The 16,357-nt window shown below is 43.6% G+C and carries 14 protein-coding genes; 1 reads left to right on the forward strand and 13 read right to left on the reverse strand.

Annotation, left to right across the window (positions count from 1 at the left end):
* Positions 1-147: 147 nt before the first annotated feature.
* The 8 genes from hrcA to gpr form a co-directional block, all read right to left on the reverse strand.
* Positions 148-1,179 (reverse strand): heat-inducible transcriptional repressor HrcA, encoded by a 1,032-nt coding sequence (hrcA, locus tag ACWPWY_RS13480; protein ID WP_191798822.1) that lies wholly within the window; start codon positions 1,177-1,179, stop codon positions 148-150.
* A gap of 134 nt (positions 1,180-1,313) precedes the next feature.
* A complete protein-coding gene (locus ACWPWY_RS13485) occupies positions 1,314-1,475 on the reverse strand; it encodes a hypothetical protein (RefSeq protein ID WP_454192148.1) in 162 nt (53 codons plus the stop codon).
* Between the two features lie 189 nt (positions 1,476-1,664).
* Positions 1,665-2,129 (reverse strand): N-acetyltransferase, encoded by a 465-nt coding sequence (locus tag ACWPWY_RS13490; protein ID WP_454192149.1) that lies wholly within the window; start codon positions 2,127-2,129, stop codon positions 1,665-1,667.
* Between the two features lie 76 nt (positions 2,130-2,205).
* Positions 2,206-3,387 carry a radical SAM family heme chaperone HemW gene (hemW, locus tag ACWPWY_RS13495; RefSeq protein WP_454192150.1) on the reverse strand — a complete coding sequence of 394 codons (1,182 nt, stop codon included), beginning with the start codon at positions 3,385-3,387 and terminating at the stop codon, positions 2,206-2,208.
* A gap of 316 nt (positions 3,388-3,703) precedes the next feature.
* Positions 3,704-5,518 (reverse strand): translation elongation factor 4, encoded by a 1,815-nt coding sequence (lepA, locus tag ACWPWY_RS13500; RefSeq protein WP_454192151.1) that lies wholly within the window; start codon positions 5,516-5,518, stop codon positions 3,704-3,706.
* A gap of 124 nt (positions 5,519-5,642) precedes the next feature.
* A complete protein-coding gene (locus ACWPWY_RS13505; protein WP_454192152.1) occupies positions 5,643-6,002 on the reverse strand; it encodes a hypothetical protein in 360 nt (119 codons plus the stop codon).
* A 29-nt stretch (positions 6,003-6,031) separates the two neighbouring features.
* A complete protein-coding gene (locus ACWPWY_RS13510; protein ID WP_454192153.1) occupies positions 6,032-7,318 on the reverse strand; it encodes a stage II sporulation protein P in 1,287 nt (428 codons plus the stop codon).
* 198 nt (positions 7,319-7,516) lie between these two features.
* Entirely contained in the window at positions 7,517-8,518 is a 1,002-nt protein-coding gene (gpr, locus tag ACWPWY_RS13515; protein ID WP_454192154.1) for a GPR endopeptidase, read from the reverse strand.
* Positions 8,519-8,716: 198 nt separating this feature from the next.
* Here gpr and rpsT point away from each other — a divergent pair, with 198 nt between their 5' ends.
* On the forward strand, positions 8,717-8,986 hold the full coding sequence (gene rpsT / locus ACWPWY_RS13520; protein WP_454192155.1) for a 30S ribosomal protein S20: 270 nt from the start codon (positions 8,717-8,719) through the stop codon (positions 8,984-8,986).
* Between the two features lie 227 nt (positions 8,987-9,213).
* Here rpsT and holA read toward each other — a convergent pair whose 3' ends face one another.
* The 5 genes from holA to ACWPWY_RS13545 form a co-directional block, all read right to left on the reverse strand.
* Entirely contained in the window at positions 9,214-10,236 is a 1,023-nt protein-coding gene (gene holA / locus ACWPWY_RS13525; RefSeq protein WP_454192156.1) for a DNA polymerase III subunit delta, read from the reverse strand.
* Positions 10,237-10,538: 302 nt separating this feature from the next.
* Positions 10,539-11,897, reverse strand: a complete 1,359-nt coding sequence (locus ACWPWY_RS13530; RefSeq protein WP_454192157.1) for a zf-HC2 domain-containing protein — start codon at positions 11,895-11,897, stop codon at positions 10,539-10,541.
* Positions 11,898-12,443, reverse strand: a complete 546-nt coding sequence (locus tag ACWPWY_RS13535) for an RNA polymerase sigma factor (RefSeq protein WP_191798812.1) — start codon at positions 12,441-12,443, stop codon at positions 11,898-11,900.
* Positions 12,444-13,009: 566 nt separating this feature from the next.
* Positions 13,010-13,708, reverse strand: a complete 699-nt coding sequence (locus ACWPWY_RS13540) for a DUF1961 family protein (RefSeq protein ID WP_454192158.1) — start codon at positions 13,706-13,708, stop codon at positions 13,010-13,012.
* Complete coding sequence (locus ACWPWY_RS13545; RefSeq protein WP_454192159.1) at positions 13,705-16,338, reverse strand: exo-rhamnogalacturonan lyase family protein; 2,634 nt, start codon at positions 16,336-16,338, stop codon at positions 13,705-13,707. The genes ACWPWY_RS13540 and ACWPWY_RS13545 overlap by 4 nt, the downstream gene beginning before the upstream one ends.
* Positions 16,339-16,357 lie beyond the last annotated feature (19 nt).

Raw genomic sequence — 16,357 nt, forward strand, 5'->3', positions numbered from 1 at the left:
GTCCTCTATTCATTCCACATCAGAGCGATACAGACCTGCGTTAGTTCATAGATTTCATTATTAATCGAATCTTGTCTATTCTAAACACAACCTATATTTAAAAGAAGACAAGATTTAGAGTTACCAATTGACTGTTTCTCATCAAAATTATTTAAAACGATGAGTTAGTACGGCGGTCAGATCTTTAGATAACACATTAAGAATACTGATCACTTTTGCATATTCCATACGAGTTGGGCCCAAGATTCCAATGGTTCCTAGTGCCTCACCCTCTACCGAATAAGTAGCTGTAATCAGACTGCAATTTGAAAAGGCCTCATGCTTATTCTCGGTACCAATTCGAACCTGTACGCCGGTTGTCCCCATCTTAGGTGTCATCATCTTCAGCATGGTCGGAGTCTCTTCCAGAAGATCAAAGATATCTTTTACTTTCTCCACATCTCTAAACTCCGGCTGGTTGAGCATATTCGTTGTACCACTGAGATAAAGACGATGTTCGGATTCTCCATCCAGTGCCGAGTCAAGCAAGTGCATAAATCCTTCATAATGGGAGATGTGTTTCTCCATCTCTTTTGCAATCTCGGTGTGCAGTCTAGCTTTTAATTTATATAAAGGTACTCCCACCAGTTTGCTGTTCAGCAAATTTACTACTCGCTCCATTTCAGATAATGGGATGCCGGGAGGCAGACTTACCGTCTTATTCTCCACTTGGCCTGTGCTGGTTACGATAATCGCCACTGCCAAATTCTCACCCAGGGGTAACAGCTGAAAATGACGAAGCGAGGTATGAAACACCTCTGGACCCAGCAAGATCGAAGTATAACTGGTCATATGGGATAGGATGGTTGAAGCGTGCTGTATCACTTGTTCCATCGCATTTAATTTTTCAGCGAAAAAAGATTTGAGCTGTTGCAGCTCAGAGGGCTCCGTTTCATTCCAAGGAACCAAATGGTCAACATAATAACGATATCCTTTATGTGAAGGAATGCGGCCGGCAGATGTATGCGGCTGCTCCAAAAATCCCATTTCCTCCAGGTCAGACATTTCGTTACGGATCGTTGCCGGACTAAAACCAACATCGCCCCTTTTTGAAATGCTACGGGATCCCACGGGTTCCGCCGAACGGATATAATCGTCAACAATCGCATTGAGTATCAGTCGTTGTCGCTCGGTTAACATACGTGTGCCCCTCCCTAAATTAAATGTGGTATTCTTCATCGTTAGCACTCAACTCTAACGAGTGCTAATCAATAATACAAAAATACCAAACTGACCTGAACGTTGTCAAGTCGGTTTGGTCTTTTACAGATATCTTAACTCACACCTATTCCAGCACCGATGGCAAAAATAATGATAAATACGAGCAGACCGAGTGTAAGCCATTTTTTATTCCACTTTTCCAGAATCATGGATAATAAGATGAAAAAGAAAAAAATAGCACTCCCGATCAAACCAATATATGCAAGCATCTGCATAGAGCGAGATCTCCTTTTCAGACGGTATTAGTAAACACACCCTCCTACTATATCAGCCGCTCATGAGGCGTCTATTACATTTATCACAATTTAAGCTTTAACCAAATTCAGGCTTTGAAATGTTAATAGCTGCGAAGGAGATAAGAATTAAAAACTCTCCTATATCCTCCGCAGCTAATCGATCTACTTCTATTCACTTAATACTTTTAAAACGGCGATTTCATCACAGCAACTTTGTTTACTGCAATGAACACAATCCGTCCATACCTTTTCCGGGAAAATCTCTTTGCTTACAATAGAGAAACCGTTCTTTTCAAAAAAAGATACCTCATACGTAAGAGCCATGATTTTCGGTATTTGAAGTTCTCTGGCTTCCTCTACGAGTTTGTCTAACAGCAAGGAACCAATCCCTTGGCCTTTGTGACCCTCCGAGATTCCAAGCGATCTGACTTCCACCAGATCATTCCCCAATTGGCATAAAGAGCCGCATCCAACGACGTTACCATCGACTTCGGCCACAACAAAAAGATCAATCTGCCTCTCGAGCACATCTCGCGAGCGGGGAAGCATAATTCCTCTCTCTGCATAGCCTTTAATCATCAGGAATAACGAATCCACATCTTCTGGCGACGCTTTTCTGCATACCGCAGTCATGATTTTCTCTCCTCCTATGTATGATGCCATCAATATTTGTATAAATATACATCATGACGCATAGAAGTTCAAGATATTATTTAACGGTTATCGCACCTATGAATTCCGCAAACACTTCATTCCCGTACAGGACTCCCTGGCTGCTTAAGCGATACATATCACCTTCCGCTTCCAAGAGCCCTGCATGCAACATTTTATGCAGCGGTTTGGCAAATATGTCTTCCATCTTCACATTAAATTGCTGTTCAAACCGTGTACTTGAGACACCTTCCAGCATACGAAGCCCTACCATCAAGAAATCTTCCATTGCTTCTTCTTTAGAAATAGTGAAGGTTTCAAGACGCGGCAGACCTTTTTCAGTCGCTTCATTGTAAGGATTCACCCCACGAACATTCATATGGCGTTGTCTATGAACGTATCCATGAGCTCCCGCTCCAAGACCATAATAATCTTCATTTCTCCAATAAGTGATATTATGACGGCTTTCTTTGCCTGGCTTGGCAAAGTTACTAATCTCGTATTGGTTGTATCCCGCTTCCTTCATGCGTTCCATTAACAATAGATACATTTGAAGTTCATTATCTTCACTTGGCAACGGCAGCTGGTTCTTTTGGAACATGGTGTGGAAGAGTGTATTCTCTTCTACTTTAAGTCCATAGATTGAATAGTGCGGAAGATCAAGTTCAAGCGCCCGTGTAATACTATCAGAAAGCATCTCCACCGTCTGATTCGGCAAACCAAACATTAAATCAATAGAAAGGTTAGTCAGTCCCGTTTTACGCGCATTTTCAAGACTGCGATATACATCATCTATATTATGAATGCGGCCAATCCCTGTTAACAGTTCATTTTGGAAAGCTTGTACTCCAAAACTAACCCGGTTTACTCCGCCTTCTTTCATTACCGCCATTTTCTCTAGATCCGTCGTACCTGGATTTGCTTCCATTGAGAATTCAATGTCTTCGGACCAGTTAGGAAAATAAGTACGTACCGTTTTCAAAAAATAAGCCATTTCATCTGGTTTCAGTACAGTAGGTGTACCTCCTCCGACAAAAATTGTTTTAATTTCACCCGGAGGTGTTTGTGTTACTGTATATTCCATCTCCCGCTCGAGCGCTTCTAAATATTTCATAACCGGCTGATCTTTCAGAACATACGAGTTGAAGTCACAGTAGAAACATTTATTGGTGCAAAAAGGAATATGAATATACACCGCTTGAGGTGCGGATTGTTGCTCTGCAAGCTTCTCAAGAGTCATGCGGGTATACCCCCTTATATTTATACATCGTGTAAAGAATCATTGTATCGTTATTATAGAAAAAAGGAAAGCCAGAGTGGCTTTCCTTTTCGAATGCTTGAACATGAAAAGAGAACTAAATTCTTAAACATTCATTCATCTTTTATGCACACTTTTCGTGGAGCACTAGATGGACCAATCGTTTAATCGACCAATCATGTACACTGTCGTGATGCACCAAATGAATCAATCGTTCAATCGACCATTCATGCACACTGTCGTGATGCACCAAATGGTCGATTGTAGGTCAAATGAAATGTCTTAAAAATTTTGATGATTAATCATCAATTTTTAAGACTGCCATAAACGCTTCTTGCGGAACCTCTACGTTACCAACCTGCTTCATCCGCTTTTTACCTTCTTTTTGCTTCTCAAGCAGTTTCCGTTTACGTGAGATGTCACCGCCGTAACATTTGGACAACACGTTTTTACGCATCGCCTTAATCGTCTCCCGTGCTACTACTTTCGTACCTACGGAAGCCTGAATTGGCACCTCAAACATTTGACGTGGAATAAGTCCGCGTAGCTTCTCACAAATGATCCGGCCGCGTTGATATGCACGTTCACGGTGAACGATAAAGGACAGAGCATCAACTTGCTCTCCATTCAGCAAAATATCCATCTTCACGAGGTTCGACACGCGATACCCACAAACTTCGTAATCGTATGATGCATATCCCTTTGTGCTTGATTTCAGCTGATCAAAGAAATCATATACAATTTCCGCAAGCGGAATCTCATACGTAATCGTTACGCGGTTCGCATCGAGATACTCCATGTTGAGGTATTCACCACGTTTGTTCTGACAAAGTTCCATAACCGTACCTACATAATCATTCGGTACAATAATGTCAGCTTTCACATATGGCTCCTCGACATGATCAATTCGTCCGACTTCCGGATAATTGGATGGGTTATCAATCTCGATCACTTCACCATTCGTCAGCTTAATGCGGTAAATAACGCTTGGTGCTGTCGTAATGAGTGGAATGTTGAATTCTCGTTCAATCCGCTCTTGAATAACATCCATATGAAGCAGTCCCAAGAATCCACAACGGAAACCAAATCCAAGTGCGCTGGATGTCTCCGGTTCAAAGCTAAGGGATGCATCATTTAGTTGCAGCTTCTCTAATGCTTCTCGTAAATCATTATAGTCCGATGTCTCAATTGGGTAGAGACCGCAGTATACCATCGGGTTGATTTTACGATATCCCGGCAATGGTTCAGACGCAGGGTTCTTCGTGTCCGTGATCGTATCCCCGACACGCGTATCCCCAACATGCTTAATTCCGGCTACAACAAAACCTACATCTCCAACGTTCAGCTCGTCTACAATCGTCATACGCGGCATAAATGAACCCACTTCAATGACTTCAAAAGTCTTGTTCGTTGCCATCATCTTGATCTTCGAACCTGCTTTAATCTTCCCGTCCACGACGCGAATATATACGATAACCCCTTTATAAGGATCATAGTGCGAGTCGAAAATAAGTGCCTTCAGTGGTTTGTCTGTATCACCAGTAGGTGCAGGAACTCCCTTAACAACTTGCTCGAGAATTTCCTTAATCCCAATTCCTGCTTTCGCAGAAGCGAGGACCGCTTCACTTGTGTCCAGACCAATTACTTCTTCAATCTCCTGTTTAACCCTTTCAGGGTCTGCACTTGGTAGATCAATCTTGTTAATAACCGGAAGGATCTCAAGGTTATTATCAAGTGCCAAATACACATTTGCCAGCGTCTGAGCTTCAATGCCCTGTGCCGCATCCACAACAAGTAGTGCACCTTCACAAGCAGCAAGACTTCTCGATACCTCATACGTAAAATCGACGTGTCCTGGTGTATCAATCAGGTTAAGAAGATATTCTTCACCGTCATCTGCTTTGTAAGTAAGTCGCACTGCTTGCAGTTTAATGGTAATTCCGCGTTCCCGTTCCAGATCCATCTGGTCAAGTACCTGCTCCTGCATTTCACGCGAAGTAAGTGCACCCGTGTACTCCAGAATACGGTCAGCCAAAGTAGATTTACCATGGTCTATATGTGCAATAATACTAAAGTTTCTAATTTTTCGTTGTCTTGCTTGAATGTCTGTCATGCCTTACCCCCACAAACAGCCTAATGTCAATCATCTCATTATAGCAGTAAGCGGTACAGCCTTCAATAAGAGGAGAGCCAAAGTTGTTCTTATCAGGAAAATCTCCTGTTTTTTCCACGATTATCTAATCTGTTACACCGTTAAATAGCGAAACCACCCAGCGAATCCCGCTTTGGGAAGCTTGCTGTAAGAGTCCGGCCGTCTTCTCCGCAAATCGGTCGACTGCCGGTTCTTTTCCCGGATCGGTCACGAGTACCTCTCTCGGGGTAATGATCTGTGGTCTAGTCTGTACTATTACCGGTTCTTCCTCTAATAATACGGTTTCCTGCTGCATTGCTGGCTTTGTTAAATCTCCGGTTGGCGGCAATTCTGTCCCTTGTTTATCCAGGCTGTCAAGACCTGATCCAGCAATCTGCATTCCAAGCAGTATTCCAAATATGATAAGTACCATAAACATGAATAATCTTTTTGCAAAAGAGGTCATACGCTTTCCTCCGTCCATGTATTCGTGGTCTAGCCCTTATTTGAACTGCTCGGATTCGGATCCGTGCTGGCTTTATCGATTTTCTGATCTTCCATATACACTTCGGCGATAATGTCTGCCAGTGCTTCTGATGTACGTTTAAGCTCTGCATCGGTATTATCAATACCGCCAATTTCAATCAAAATACTGTTCTCGGACAAGGACTGGTTATACTCACCGTTGTTTCCTCCTCCGCCATTCTTTCCCCATACCCCTCTTGAAAGGCCTGGGTACAATTTTTCCATTTTTTTATGAATTTTCGCTGCATAGGCTTCGTTTTTTTCCCAATTGGGATTATCATGACCGATGATGAAAAAGACTTTAGCATAGCTTTTTCCGTTGATCGTGGCGGTTGATTTATCATGTCTAGAAGAATCTCGGTGAATATCGATGAGATACGTAAGATCATCGTTCGCGGCCATTGCTGCTTTAACGGTTTCTCTTGAATATTTATAAGAATAATTCCAGTTGTAATCTTTTTTTGTAGTTACATAATCTTCTGTCTCATGGACAACACCAATCCCTTGTGACTCCAAAGCTTTCGTAAGATAACTTCCTGGCAAAAACACATTCGCACTTGCTTTCGGGGAGGAAGGGTTGTTGCTCTTCGTTCCCAGCAGTGGATTATAGGCTTCATGCGGGTGAGTATGATAGATGAGAACCGTTTTCTTTTTCGCTTCGGCAGGGCTCGGATTTTCCGTAACCTTACCTGGAACTTCCGTGCCAGGCTTAGTGTTGCCCGGAGCCGGTGATTCACCTAGATCAGGTGCAGGTTCAGGATCCGGTTCTGCTTGACCTGGTGTTTCCCCGCTGGACTCAGCAACGTACCCAGGGTCAGGCTGATAGTCTTGCGGAGCCTCTGCCTTTTCGTTGCCTGATCCAATCCGCAGCAGTACCGGTTCGTTAGTCCCCATACCTGAAACCTGACTTGCAATAAGGCTTTTTGGATTCAGTGGATCTACACCAGTTAGCATTTCAAACACAAAGGAGGTGATCTGTTCCCCCGTTATCTCGGATTGCTGCTTGCCCTGAGCAAGATGAGGCAGTTCCATTCCGAGCATATCCATGAATATCCCGCTTGATATCGATCCTGCAAAACCTTTCATAGACGATATAGAAGAGGTGTTAAGTTTTCTCTCCGCCATTCCTCCAAGACCTAACACGACAAAAAATAGGGCAGAAACCATTATAAGTAGCATAAGTGCTCTTCCTGTTGCTAATATCCTAAGAACGCCAGCTCTCCATTTTGCCACATTCCATGTTTGTATTTTATTCACTTGAACTTGTCCACCTCCGTAAGCACTTCAGCCGAAAGAAACATCTATGCTTTTCGTTATGAGCGTAAGAGATTCACTTATTGTTCTTGCAAATCTCTCATACTTCAAAACTATGAACCGGAGGTAACAAGTAGAACTAAAAATAATAGAAACAAAAAAGAAGACCGATAGATTCGGTCTTCTTCTCACCATCTTTTGTTAGTGCGTATAAGAAGCTACGTTACTAAGATCTACGGCCTCATGAAGTGCAGCATTCAGTCCGCTTGCAATAATATTCGCGATATCTTCAATGAAATCATCGATTTCTTTTGGTGTGACAATGAGATCATGTCCAAGCGGTTCAAGTACTTCTTTAACGAGACCCAGTCGTTCCTGTTCACTTATATCATTAAGTACACCAAGGATTTGACTGCCTGATTTTGTTTCTTTGGCAAAATGAGCCTTCATCAACTCGAACGTGGTATTCACTATAGTCGAAGCGTAACAAACCGTTGGTACGCCAATGGCTATACATGGGACACCCAAAATTTCCTTTGTGATTCCTTTTCGTTTGTTACCAATTCCGGATCCGGGATGTATGCCAATGTCCGCAACCTGAATCGTCGTATTGATACGTTCAAGTGATCTGGAAGCAAGGGAGTCAATCGCAATGATCAGATCGGGGCTCGTTCGTTCGACGATTCCTTGCACTGTCTCGCTTGTCTCAATTCCCGTCAGGCCAAGCACACCCGGAGCAATCGCACTTACATTTCGGTATCCTGGGGAAACCTGGTCTGGCATGAGTTCGAAATATTGACGAGTAACCATCGTATTTTCAACAACCAGCGGCCCTAGTGAATCCGGGGTGACATTCCAGTTGCCTAAGCCAACAATCAGCACCTTAGCCGACTTCGATATTCCAATTTTCGCAATAAAATCTTCCATCTCTTTTGTGAAAGTGGCCGTAACTTTTTCCTGAAGTGTCGTATCTCCATTCCGAAGTTTTGGAACTTCCAGTGTGACATAGTGTCCAATGATACGTCCGATTCGATTCGAACCTTCTTCATTCAGTACATCAAGCCTGGTAACTTTAATATCTCCAAACTGCTCTACTTCTTCCTCTACCCCCGGAATAGGGGAACGATCATGCATTTGAGCTAATTCTCTAGCCTCCACTGCTAAATCAGTACGTACGCCATATTTTTGCAAGTCCAGTGTCATTTGGTTATGATCCTCCCTCAAAATACAGATATCCTGTAGTTTGTGACAATGGTCTTTAATTATTCAAATGTTTTTCCGATTTTGTTTTGTAGACTTGTCTTATGTTATCCTTGCTTTTTAAGGGGTCTCGTGCTAGAATATTTTAAGTTGTGAAAGGTTTGTATTTCATAAGTATTGCCTTAACAGGAGGTGAATGTAATGCCAAACATCAAATCCGCTGTAAAACGCGTGAAAACAAATGATAAACGTCGTGCTTTGAACGCTTCCCAGAAGTCTGCTCTTCGCACTTCCGTTAAAGCTGCTGACCAAGCTCTGGCTACTAACGAAGTTGAAACAGCTAAAGCTGCGATTAAAGCTGCTTCCAGAAGCCTGGACAAAGCTGTAACTAAAGGTCTTGTTCATAAAAATGCTGCAGCTCGTAAGAAATCCCGCTTGGCCAAAAAATTGAACGCTCTTACAAACGCGTAAGCAGCGCTTTCCATAACGACTAGGCAAAAAACCTGAACAGCTCTGCTGATCAGGTTTTTTTTAGTATATCCTCCATCAGCAAGAAATAATTATCCTTTACTCCCCTCAACCTAATCCGAACCCAGCATAATCAACTAAAAAACAGCGCCAAAGAGACGCTGTTTCTATCTGTCTAGTATTTTATATACAGAAAAGAGTAGGAATTGAATAGATACTACTCAGGCAACTTACGAATTGCTTCCAAGTCTCAGTAAAAACAACTCCAAGCCAAGCACTTTATCGATGGCCCCCGTTTTCATCTGATAATCAAGATCAGCAAGGGACTTCAATATGAGTCGAAGCCGGTCTGCCGGGAATTTCTTTGATTGTTCGCCTGCTATTTTCACCGCATAGGGATGCAGCCCGAGTTGACTTGCGATTTGCTGTTGTGAATAGCTTTGTCCGCCCAGCTCTTTCACTTGCAAAATAATCCGGAATTGCCTTGAGATCAGGGCGGCAATTTTGATGGGTTCTTCTTTTTGCTTCAGGAGTTCATAGAAGATGTCCAGTGCCTTTCCTAATCTAAGATTCGCAATATCTTCGACCATAGCAAAAATATTTTGTTCCGTATTTCGAGCGACAAGATCCTCCACATTCAACTTAGACAACGTTCCTCCCTCACCCGCATACAAACAAAGTTTGTCCACTTCGGCTGACAAGGTCTGCAGGCTTGTACCTGCACGCTGAATGAGGGTCTCCGCCGCTTCCTGCCCCATCGTTACCTTACGGCTGGCTGCTTGCTTCACTAGCCAACTCGTCAGTTCTTCTCCATGCATGGGTCCAAAAGAGAGTACCGTCGCTTTACTCTTCGTCGTTTTCACGATTTTTTTGCGTTCGTCCAGTTTCTCTCCCTGTACCAGGAAGACAAGAATACTGTAATCGACAGGATTATCAAGATAGGTTATTAAGGTCTCCATCTTGTGCTCTATTTTCGTATCTTTCCCCGCCGTAAATAAATTCTGATCCCGAACAAAGATTAACTTGCGGGGAACAAGAAAGGGAACCGTCTCTGCTTCTTCAATGATCTGTTCAATCGGAGTTTCTGCCGTATCATAAGAAGCCATCGCAAAATCACGGTGCTCTTCTTCTATAAGCTGTTCCTTAAGTACATCGGTAAACTGTTTAATACTATATTTTTCAGTTCCGTACAACAAGTATACGCTAGCCGGCTCTCCCTTTCGAATCGCTTTAACGGCCGTCTTTACGTCCATTCACGTACACACCTCCATCCCTTCTATCCTATCAGAAATCCAGGCAACAACAAAGGGACCTGTTCTGCTAATTTTAAGCAGAACCAGGTCCCTTTATCAACGCATCTATATAAACGAAGGTCCGAAAAATGGCTCTAGAAACCATTCGGCCCGCGGTCATACGACGCCTTCCTTAAAAACTCCGTATAAGGAGTTACCTTATACATATTCATATCAGGTGTTTATGGTGCCTGAATGATGACTCTATTTTCATATTGATTACCATTTGTGCTATCGTCTATTCGTATTAGATGATTCAGAAACTACCTCTTGTTGTCGGTGGATTGTGTTTCAGTTTGCGAAGAAGGATTAGTGGTGCTCTTGTCTTCTATCTTTTCGTCTGTTTTTTGGTCTTCCTTCGTAACAGCGTAACTATATTTCGTAGTTTTTCCATCCAACTCTACTTCATAATTATAGGTCAAGCTATCATCTGACCAGCTGCCTTTTACGAAGGTAGCTGGAATCTCAATCTCTTGCAAAAGTGTTCTTTGGTCTTTCTTTGTCCCGTCCAGACGATACACACTCAATTTGCTATCTTTATAACCTACCAAGTAAAGCCCATCGGGGGAAAGCCATTTTGGTGAGACCGATGTTGCTAGACTTGGAAAATTCTCATCCAAAGAGAGCATGCCTATGCTTGAGGTATCATCACTGCTAAGTGGCTCTTCAATTTCCGTGCTGGAAACACTTGAATCAGGAGCGACTATCTTATCGTTCTCCGACGGAGTTTTTTGTGCAACAGGATCTTGACTGAGGCCACTTCCTTTGCTGTCCGATTTTGGACTCTCATCTTTCTTGTTAGAAGTACCTGAAGAAACCGAATTGTTTGGTGAAGGTGCAGATTTATCATCATTTTTATCTAATGAAGAATTCGGTACTGTTCCCTTATCAGATGATGGAGTCTCTAATGGCGCAGCAGAATTAGGAGAAACAGACTTAGATTTATCAGGGTCGGAAGTAATTGACCTGGATCCATCCTGATTTGCAGGCTCACTAGCGGGTGCCGGCTGCACTTCTTCCACATTCGGATTTGCTTGCGAATTCGCTCTTGGAGTCACCTCAGCATTAGGTTGCTCTGGTCCCTTCTTCACATCAACAGGTTGTGGAGTAATGATATTCTCTTCTTCCTGAACTCCCCCGCCGCTTCCCGTTACTGAGGTCGGTCCGAGCTCATTTAAGCTGTAGTTTTTATCGATCTCCGCTTGATTTAATTCTTCTGGCTGATGTTGGTATACCGCAACACCAAGAACTACAGCTGCCGCTGCTGTACCCATAAGTATTCGTCCCAATCGGGTTTTCCTAAAACTCCGTGAAGCATTTCCTGTATGCACGGACAGAGGTATCATATTATCTTCTTTTTTCATTTCTTGAATAGTGCTGCCTTGCTCTTTACGACCTCGATCTATCTCATCCAACTGTGGCATAATTCGATCTACCAAGCTGAACGGAGGAGATACATCCGGCAATTTTTCGAGATCCTGGGATAGTTTTTGAAGAATTTGAAACTTATCGAAACAGCTTGCGCATGTTTTTATATGGGCTAATAACTCTTCTTTCTCTTTATCATTCAGATCATGATCAATATATCGGTGCATACGCTCTACCACCTCTTGGCATTTCATCTACGTTACACCACCTTTCTGATACTCCTGTAATAGATTCTGCAATTGCTGTCTAGCCCTAAATAAATAAGATTTTACCGTATTCAGCGGCAGATCCAAACAATCTGCAATTTCATTGTAAGAGAGTTCTTGCAAATATCTGAGCACAATGACCGTGCGATGATGCTCCGGGAGTTGGCTGATCGCCTCTTGTACATCTTGTGAAACGTAAGTAAGCATCACTTCATGTTCTACATCTTGGCGACCCTCAAATATCATCTCATGTTCATCAATCGATACCGTAGGCTTCGTTCTTCTGAATTTATCTATACAAATATTTGTTACTATACGCTGTACCCACGTTTTAAACTGTGCTTTCTCTTCGTACGAGTTGATCTTCGTATATATTCTAATTAGTGCTTCTTGCGCAGCGTCTAATGCATCTTGTTCATTATTTAAAATATAATAAGCAGTTTTGTAGACGTGCTGTTCTATATCTCTCAATAGGGTAATTAAAGCGTCGCGATCGCCTGATTGAGCGGCTCTGATGAGTCCCTGCTCTACCACAAAGGATCCCCCTCTCCTTGTATCTTTACTGACGTGCCACAATATAAAATTGTTGCAACATTATGCCAAATTTATACGTTTTATTATCATGCTAAGTATCATATGTAATTTTAACCAAAAATAAGGTAATTGAAGTAAAAGCTTCCTATAGGATATCAAATATGTAGGTCTTCGTCATTAAAATTCCCAGTTAACTATTTGTACTAATGGTTTTAAAAGGTATATAAAGCTAAATACTAGTTTATTCACTGAAGACACAAAAAAGCCGACTTCTTTTACAGAGAAAGAGAAACCAATGTAAAAGTGGGTCCGCGTGTAAGTATTTTCTTATTTCACTGTCTGACCATTCCTATACAGCCGAGACCAGGATTAAATTCATAAAATTGAAATGATAGAGAAAAATCCCCACTTTTTTATATCGGTAGATTGCCGCTTAATTTGAAGAGGAAGCAAATCTTTTTTTAAAAAATAAAAAGCCTCCTGAGAAACAGATCTTCTCCGAGGCTTATATTAATTATTTTGATGACATTCACTGATCTACACAGTGTAAGTATTTATTTTAATGTTCATTTACTGTCCTCGTGAATGAGGCCATATACCTCCAAATTGCCATACTCCGCTATAAATGGTGCCATTTGCCGAAATCCGATTTTACCGCCCCCTAGTAATGGACCGTAAGTAACCCCGTCATCCTCCCACGTAAATATCGGCAGATCATTAACAGCAAATGTAATCTTGGAACCCTGTTTAACCACAAGCATCCGGTACGGCCCATCACTATCAAGCACAGAAGGAATAGGGTCAGCACCTTGTGTAACAAGGTGGAATCCATAGCTCTTACGTAAATTGCACGTATGAAATCTGCGTTCCTCCTGCCACATTCTACGGAAATAACTAACATGCAAAGCATTCATCGCACCGTGATGGTACTGATCGTATTCGCCAGTCCGTACAGGAAGAGAAGGATCAAATAAATCCTTGTCTCCTTCGCCCGAAGCTGAGAAAAACAAAATGGCAAGGCCCGGCTCCCGGATCGGCCAAAAATCCCAAGCCACTGCTACATCGGCCGGAAACTCTTTCTCACACCAGAATACTAGGTTCGCCTTTTGCCCTTCTTTATGCCCCCTAAGGCTCTCCAGCCTCATTCGTTTCATTGGAAAGGTAACAGCTCCGTCACCTTCCATCCGAAAAGATTTCACTTCTTCAGGCGATGCCAAGCGATTCTCGTAAATGACGCTCCATTCCTTTGGAATTAATACGCTCATTTTGCACCCTCACTCCTTAAGCACTGTATGTTCTTCCTATTCATTTGCGGATTTTCCGGTAAATGCTCCGCTATAAGAGCTAGACTAATTATCGTGTTGAGTGACCACTGAGCGGCTTCGTTCGTGTTGATCCAATCGATTTCTTCAAGCGGCCCAACATGCATAACCGGCACTGCTTCCTCCTGCAGTTGGACACGGGCATAGGAGTTGTCCAGCAAAATGGACCATGCCTGCTCAGCGGTGGACCTGTCCTGCTTATAGTACGCGCCAAAAGCAGCCATCGCGATGCTAAGAACGGGATGTGCAAAACGATTTGTACTAACCTCACCAAAGGTGATGGTATCCTTTTGTTCCTGCGAGAGGTTGTAGTAGACTCCGAATTCAGCCATCATTTGTTCCCAAATCGGATCTTTCAGCAAGTCAGCCAATTCAAACCATACCTGCGGTGCTCCCATGCAAATCATCAAATGGCGTCCCCAATTATCGTCGCCCATCGGTGTTAAACGGCCCGTGTTCGGATCGTATCCGTAAGTGGGTCCAGAGATTAGACCGTATCGAGCTGCTTTGATGCTATCCATGCCAGTAAGGATCTTGTCTCGATAAGCGGTATCCTCATAACGCTCCCATCTCGTCATCCAGTTGGAACTAAATGCCGCCCAATCCGGCCCCACCCGGATATGTGTCGGATGCTCGTCCTTCGGAAAATAAGCACGCATGGGGTCGAGATGGACCGTTGTATAATCTGCATCCTTCACTTCATCCATGATATCACCAATCCGTTCATCCGCCGTCAAGTAATAGTAATACCGGTGGAGTCCTGCCATCCCAATGCGTGCTTCCTTGCAGCCACACCCCCAGTGGATTACGTTATGACGAGAGCCAAGACCTGCATACTCCCCAAAATGATAAACATCGACCTCGCTCGTATGTCTGGTCATCGCTTCAGCTAAACGAAACAAATCTTCTCTTCCAGAACGCAGAAAGAGAACCCACAGCCACATGTTTGGCACAAGCTCCGTATTCTGCCAAGCACAACCTCCCAGATCATAATTCCATACATGGCGGACAGAATCGTAGCTGTGCATGAAATCCCCATAATCCCAAAATCCATACCAACCCCGCTGCTGTGTCTCCCGCTGATAGAACGCCGCAACCCCATCCAGTTGATCCTCTAGATAAGCTTTGGAAGGGGAACTTCGATCGGGAAGACTCCATATACCGAAAGCACGCACTTCATGAAAATAGGCCGGCTCACATACGAGCAGCGAAGGAGATTGAAGTTCAGCTGTCATCTTTTTCAGCAGCTCTGTCCCGGGTGTTTCGGAAACGCACCACAACATCAACTCACTCGTATTACCAATTCCATAGGGCGTTGCTCTAAGCTCTTCAGCCCCTTCATATGATGATTCAACATGTGTTTCTGTGTCATAATGACGCAAATCCATGGCTTTTGCATCTGGTGACCAGAACCATACGGTGAATGATGCCGTTTCCTGCGACGTATGAGTAAGCTCAAGTCCTGAAGGGTACTTCTGCCAAAAGTTTCGCAGACCTGCTGCAAGTCCACCACCTTTACTCCCAATAAAGCCGAGTCCGCCGGATTGCCGCCCATCTACTGCTTTTAGCCAACAACACTCCTCTTTTGTCCGCTTCGAGATCCTATAATGTTCGGCACTGTCTTGCACAAGCTTAAAATCATCCCATGTAGCAGAGTCCTGAAGTAAACCTATGAAATTAGCATCCTCTTCAGGATGAAAATACACATGTTCACCCTTCGTTTGTTTTTCAAACCATTCACGATATTTCCCTTGGGTACGCCGCGTATGCAGCGTCTTAGGCGATTCGCTGAAGTAACCGCTGTCACCCGCAAACCGGACATGGCGGTTATATAACGGTCCTCTCATCGGAACGGAAAAAGCAATCCCCACTCCTTTGATGAAGTCCTCATTCGGATCTCCATCATAGAGCAACGTATGAACGATACGAATCGTTTCCTGCCCAGCATAGAAATAGAGACGAAGGGTAAAGGGCAGCCATTCATGACCTTCTGACATGCTGCGATGCTTGCCATCTAATTTGATGACAGCCCGGATGGGACCCTCCTGTTCTAAGACCGTTTTACTGATAACACTATGGAATTTCTCTTCACGGACAACCTTCACACCCGCGGCTTCCGATGATATCATTTCCTTGATACAGACTAGCTCTCCATGACTGCAAAGTTCAATCCCGCTGCGGGTAATGGACTGAATCAGAGCGGAACCCTGCTTAGCAACCTCGCATTCGATGATTCCTGTATCGATGACGAAGGAAGTATCCGTCTCTACCACGGTAATCTTTTGAGCTGATTCCGTAGTCTCGCCCTTGGCAATCGTATAGCTAATGCTACCTTCCGTTAGAATTCCGGTTCCAACTACAGCTGCATGCGCAGTCCATTTAACGCTGCGATCCGGCCAGTAGGCTGTTGCCCAGCTTTGCACTGGAACTTCGATTCCTGTGCTGTCCCGGAGCGAAAGCGGCTCATCCCTGCTAAGCTCGCCTTCCCTCCACGGAATTCCCCATGTCACGCCGACCGGCATTTCTGCCGGCTCTTTCAGCCAACGAAGACTAACAGCTTTTTGTAAATTCAATCATGCTCGCCTCCTTCCT

It is taken from the genome of Paenibacillus sp. Marseille-Q7038 (genome assembly GCF_965111595.1).

Bases quoted from the DNA above. Each gene is read 5' to 3' on its own strand.
- hemW (WP_454192150.1), bottom strand. From the start codon at position 3,387: ATGACTCTTGAGAAGCTTGCAGAGCAACAATCCGCACCTCAAGCGGTG.
- rpsT (WP_454192155.1), top strand. From the start codon at position 8,717: ATGCCAAACATCAAATCCGCTGTAAAACGCGTGAAAACAAATGATAAA.
- ACWPWY_RS13540 (WP_454192158.1), bottom strand. From the start codon at position 13,708: ATGAGCGTATTAATTCCAAAGGAATGGAGCGTCATTTACGAGAATCGC.
- ACWPWY_RS13505 (WP_454192152.1), bottom strand. From the start codon at position 6,002: ATGACCTCTTTTGCAAAAAGATTATTCATGTTTATGGTACTTATCATA.
- ACWPWY_RS13530 (WP_454192157.1), bottom strand. From the start codon at position 11,897: ATGAAATGCCAAGAGGTGGTAGAGCGTATGCACCGATATATTGATCAT.
- hrcA (WP_191798822.1), bottom strand. From the start codon at position 1,179: ATGTTAACCGAGCGACAACGACTGATACTCAATGCGATTGTTGACGAT.
- ACWPWY_RS13490 (WP_454192149.1), bottom strand. From the start codon at position 2,129: ATGACTGCGGTATGCAGAAAAGCGTCGCCAGAAGATGTGGATTCGTTA.
- lepA (WP_454192151.1), bottom strand. From the start codon at position 5,518: ATGACAGACATTCAAGCAAGACAACGAAAAATTAGAAACTTTAGTATT.
- holA (WP_454192156.1), bottom strand. From the start codon at position 10,236: ATGGACGTAAAGACGGCCGTTAAAGCGATTCGAAAGGGAGAGCCGGCT.
- gpr (WP_454192154.1), bottom strand. From the start codon at position 8,518: ATGACACTGGACTTGCAAAAATATGGCGTACGTACTGATTTAGCAGTG.
- ACWPWY_RS13485 (WP_454192148.1), bottom strand. From the start codon at position 1,475: ATGCAGATGCTTGCATATATTGGTTTGATCGGGAGTGCTATTTTTTTC.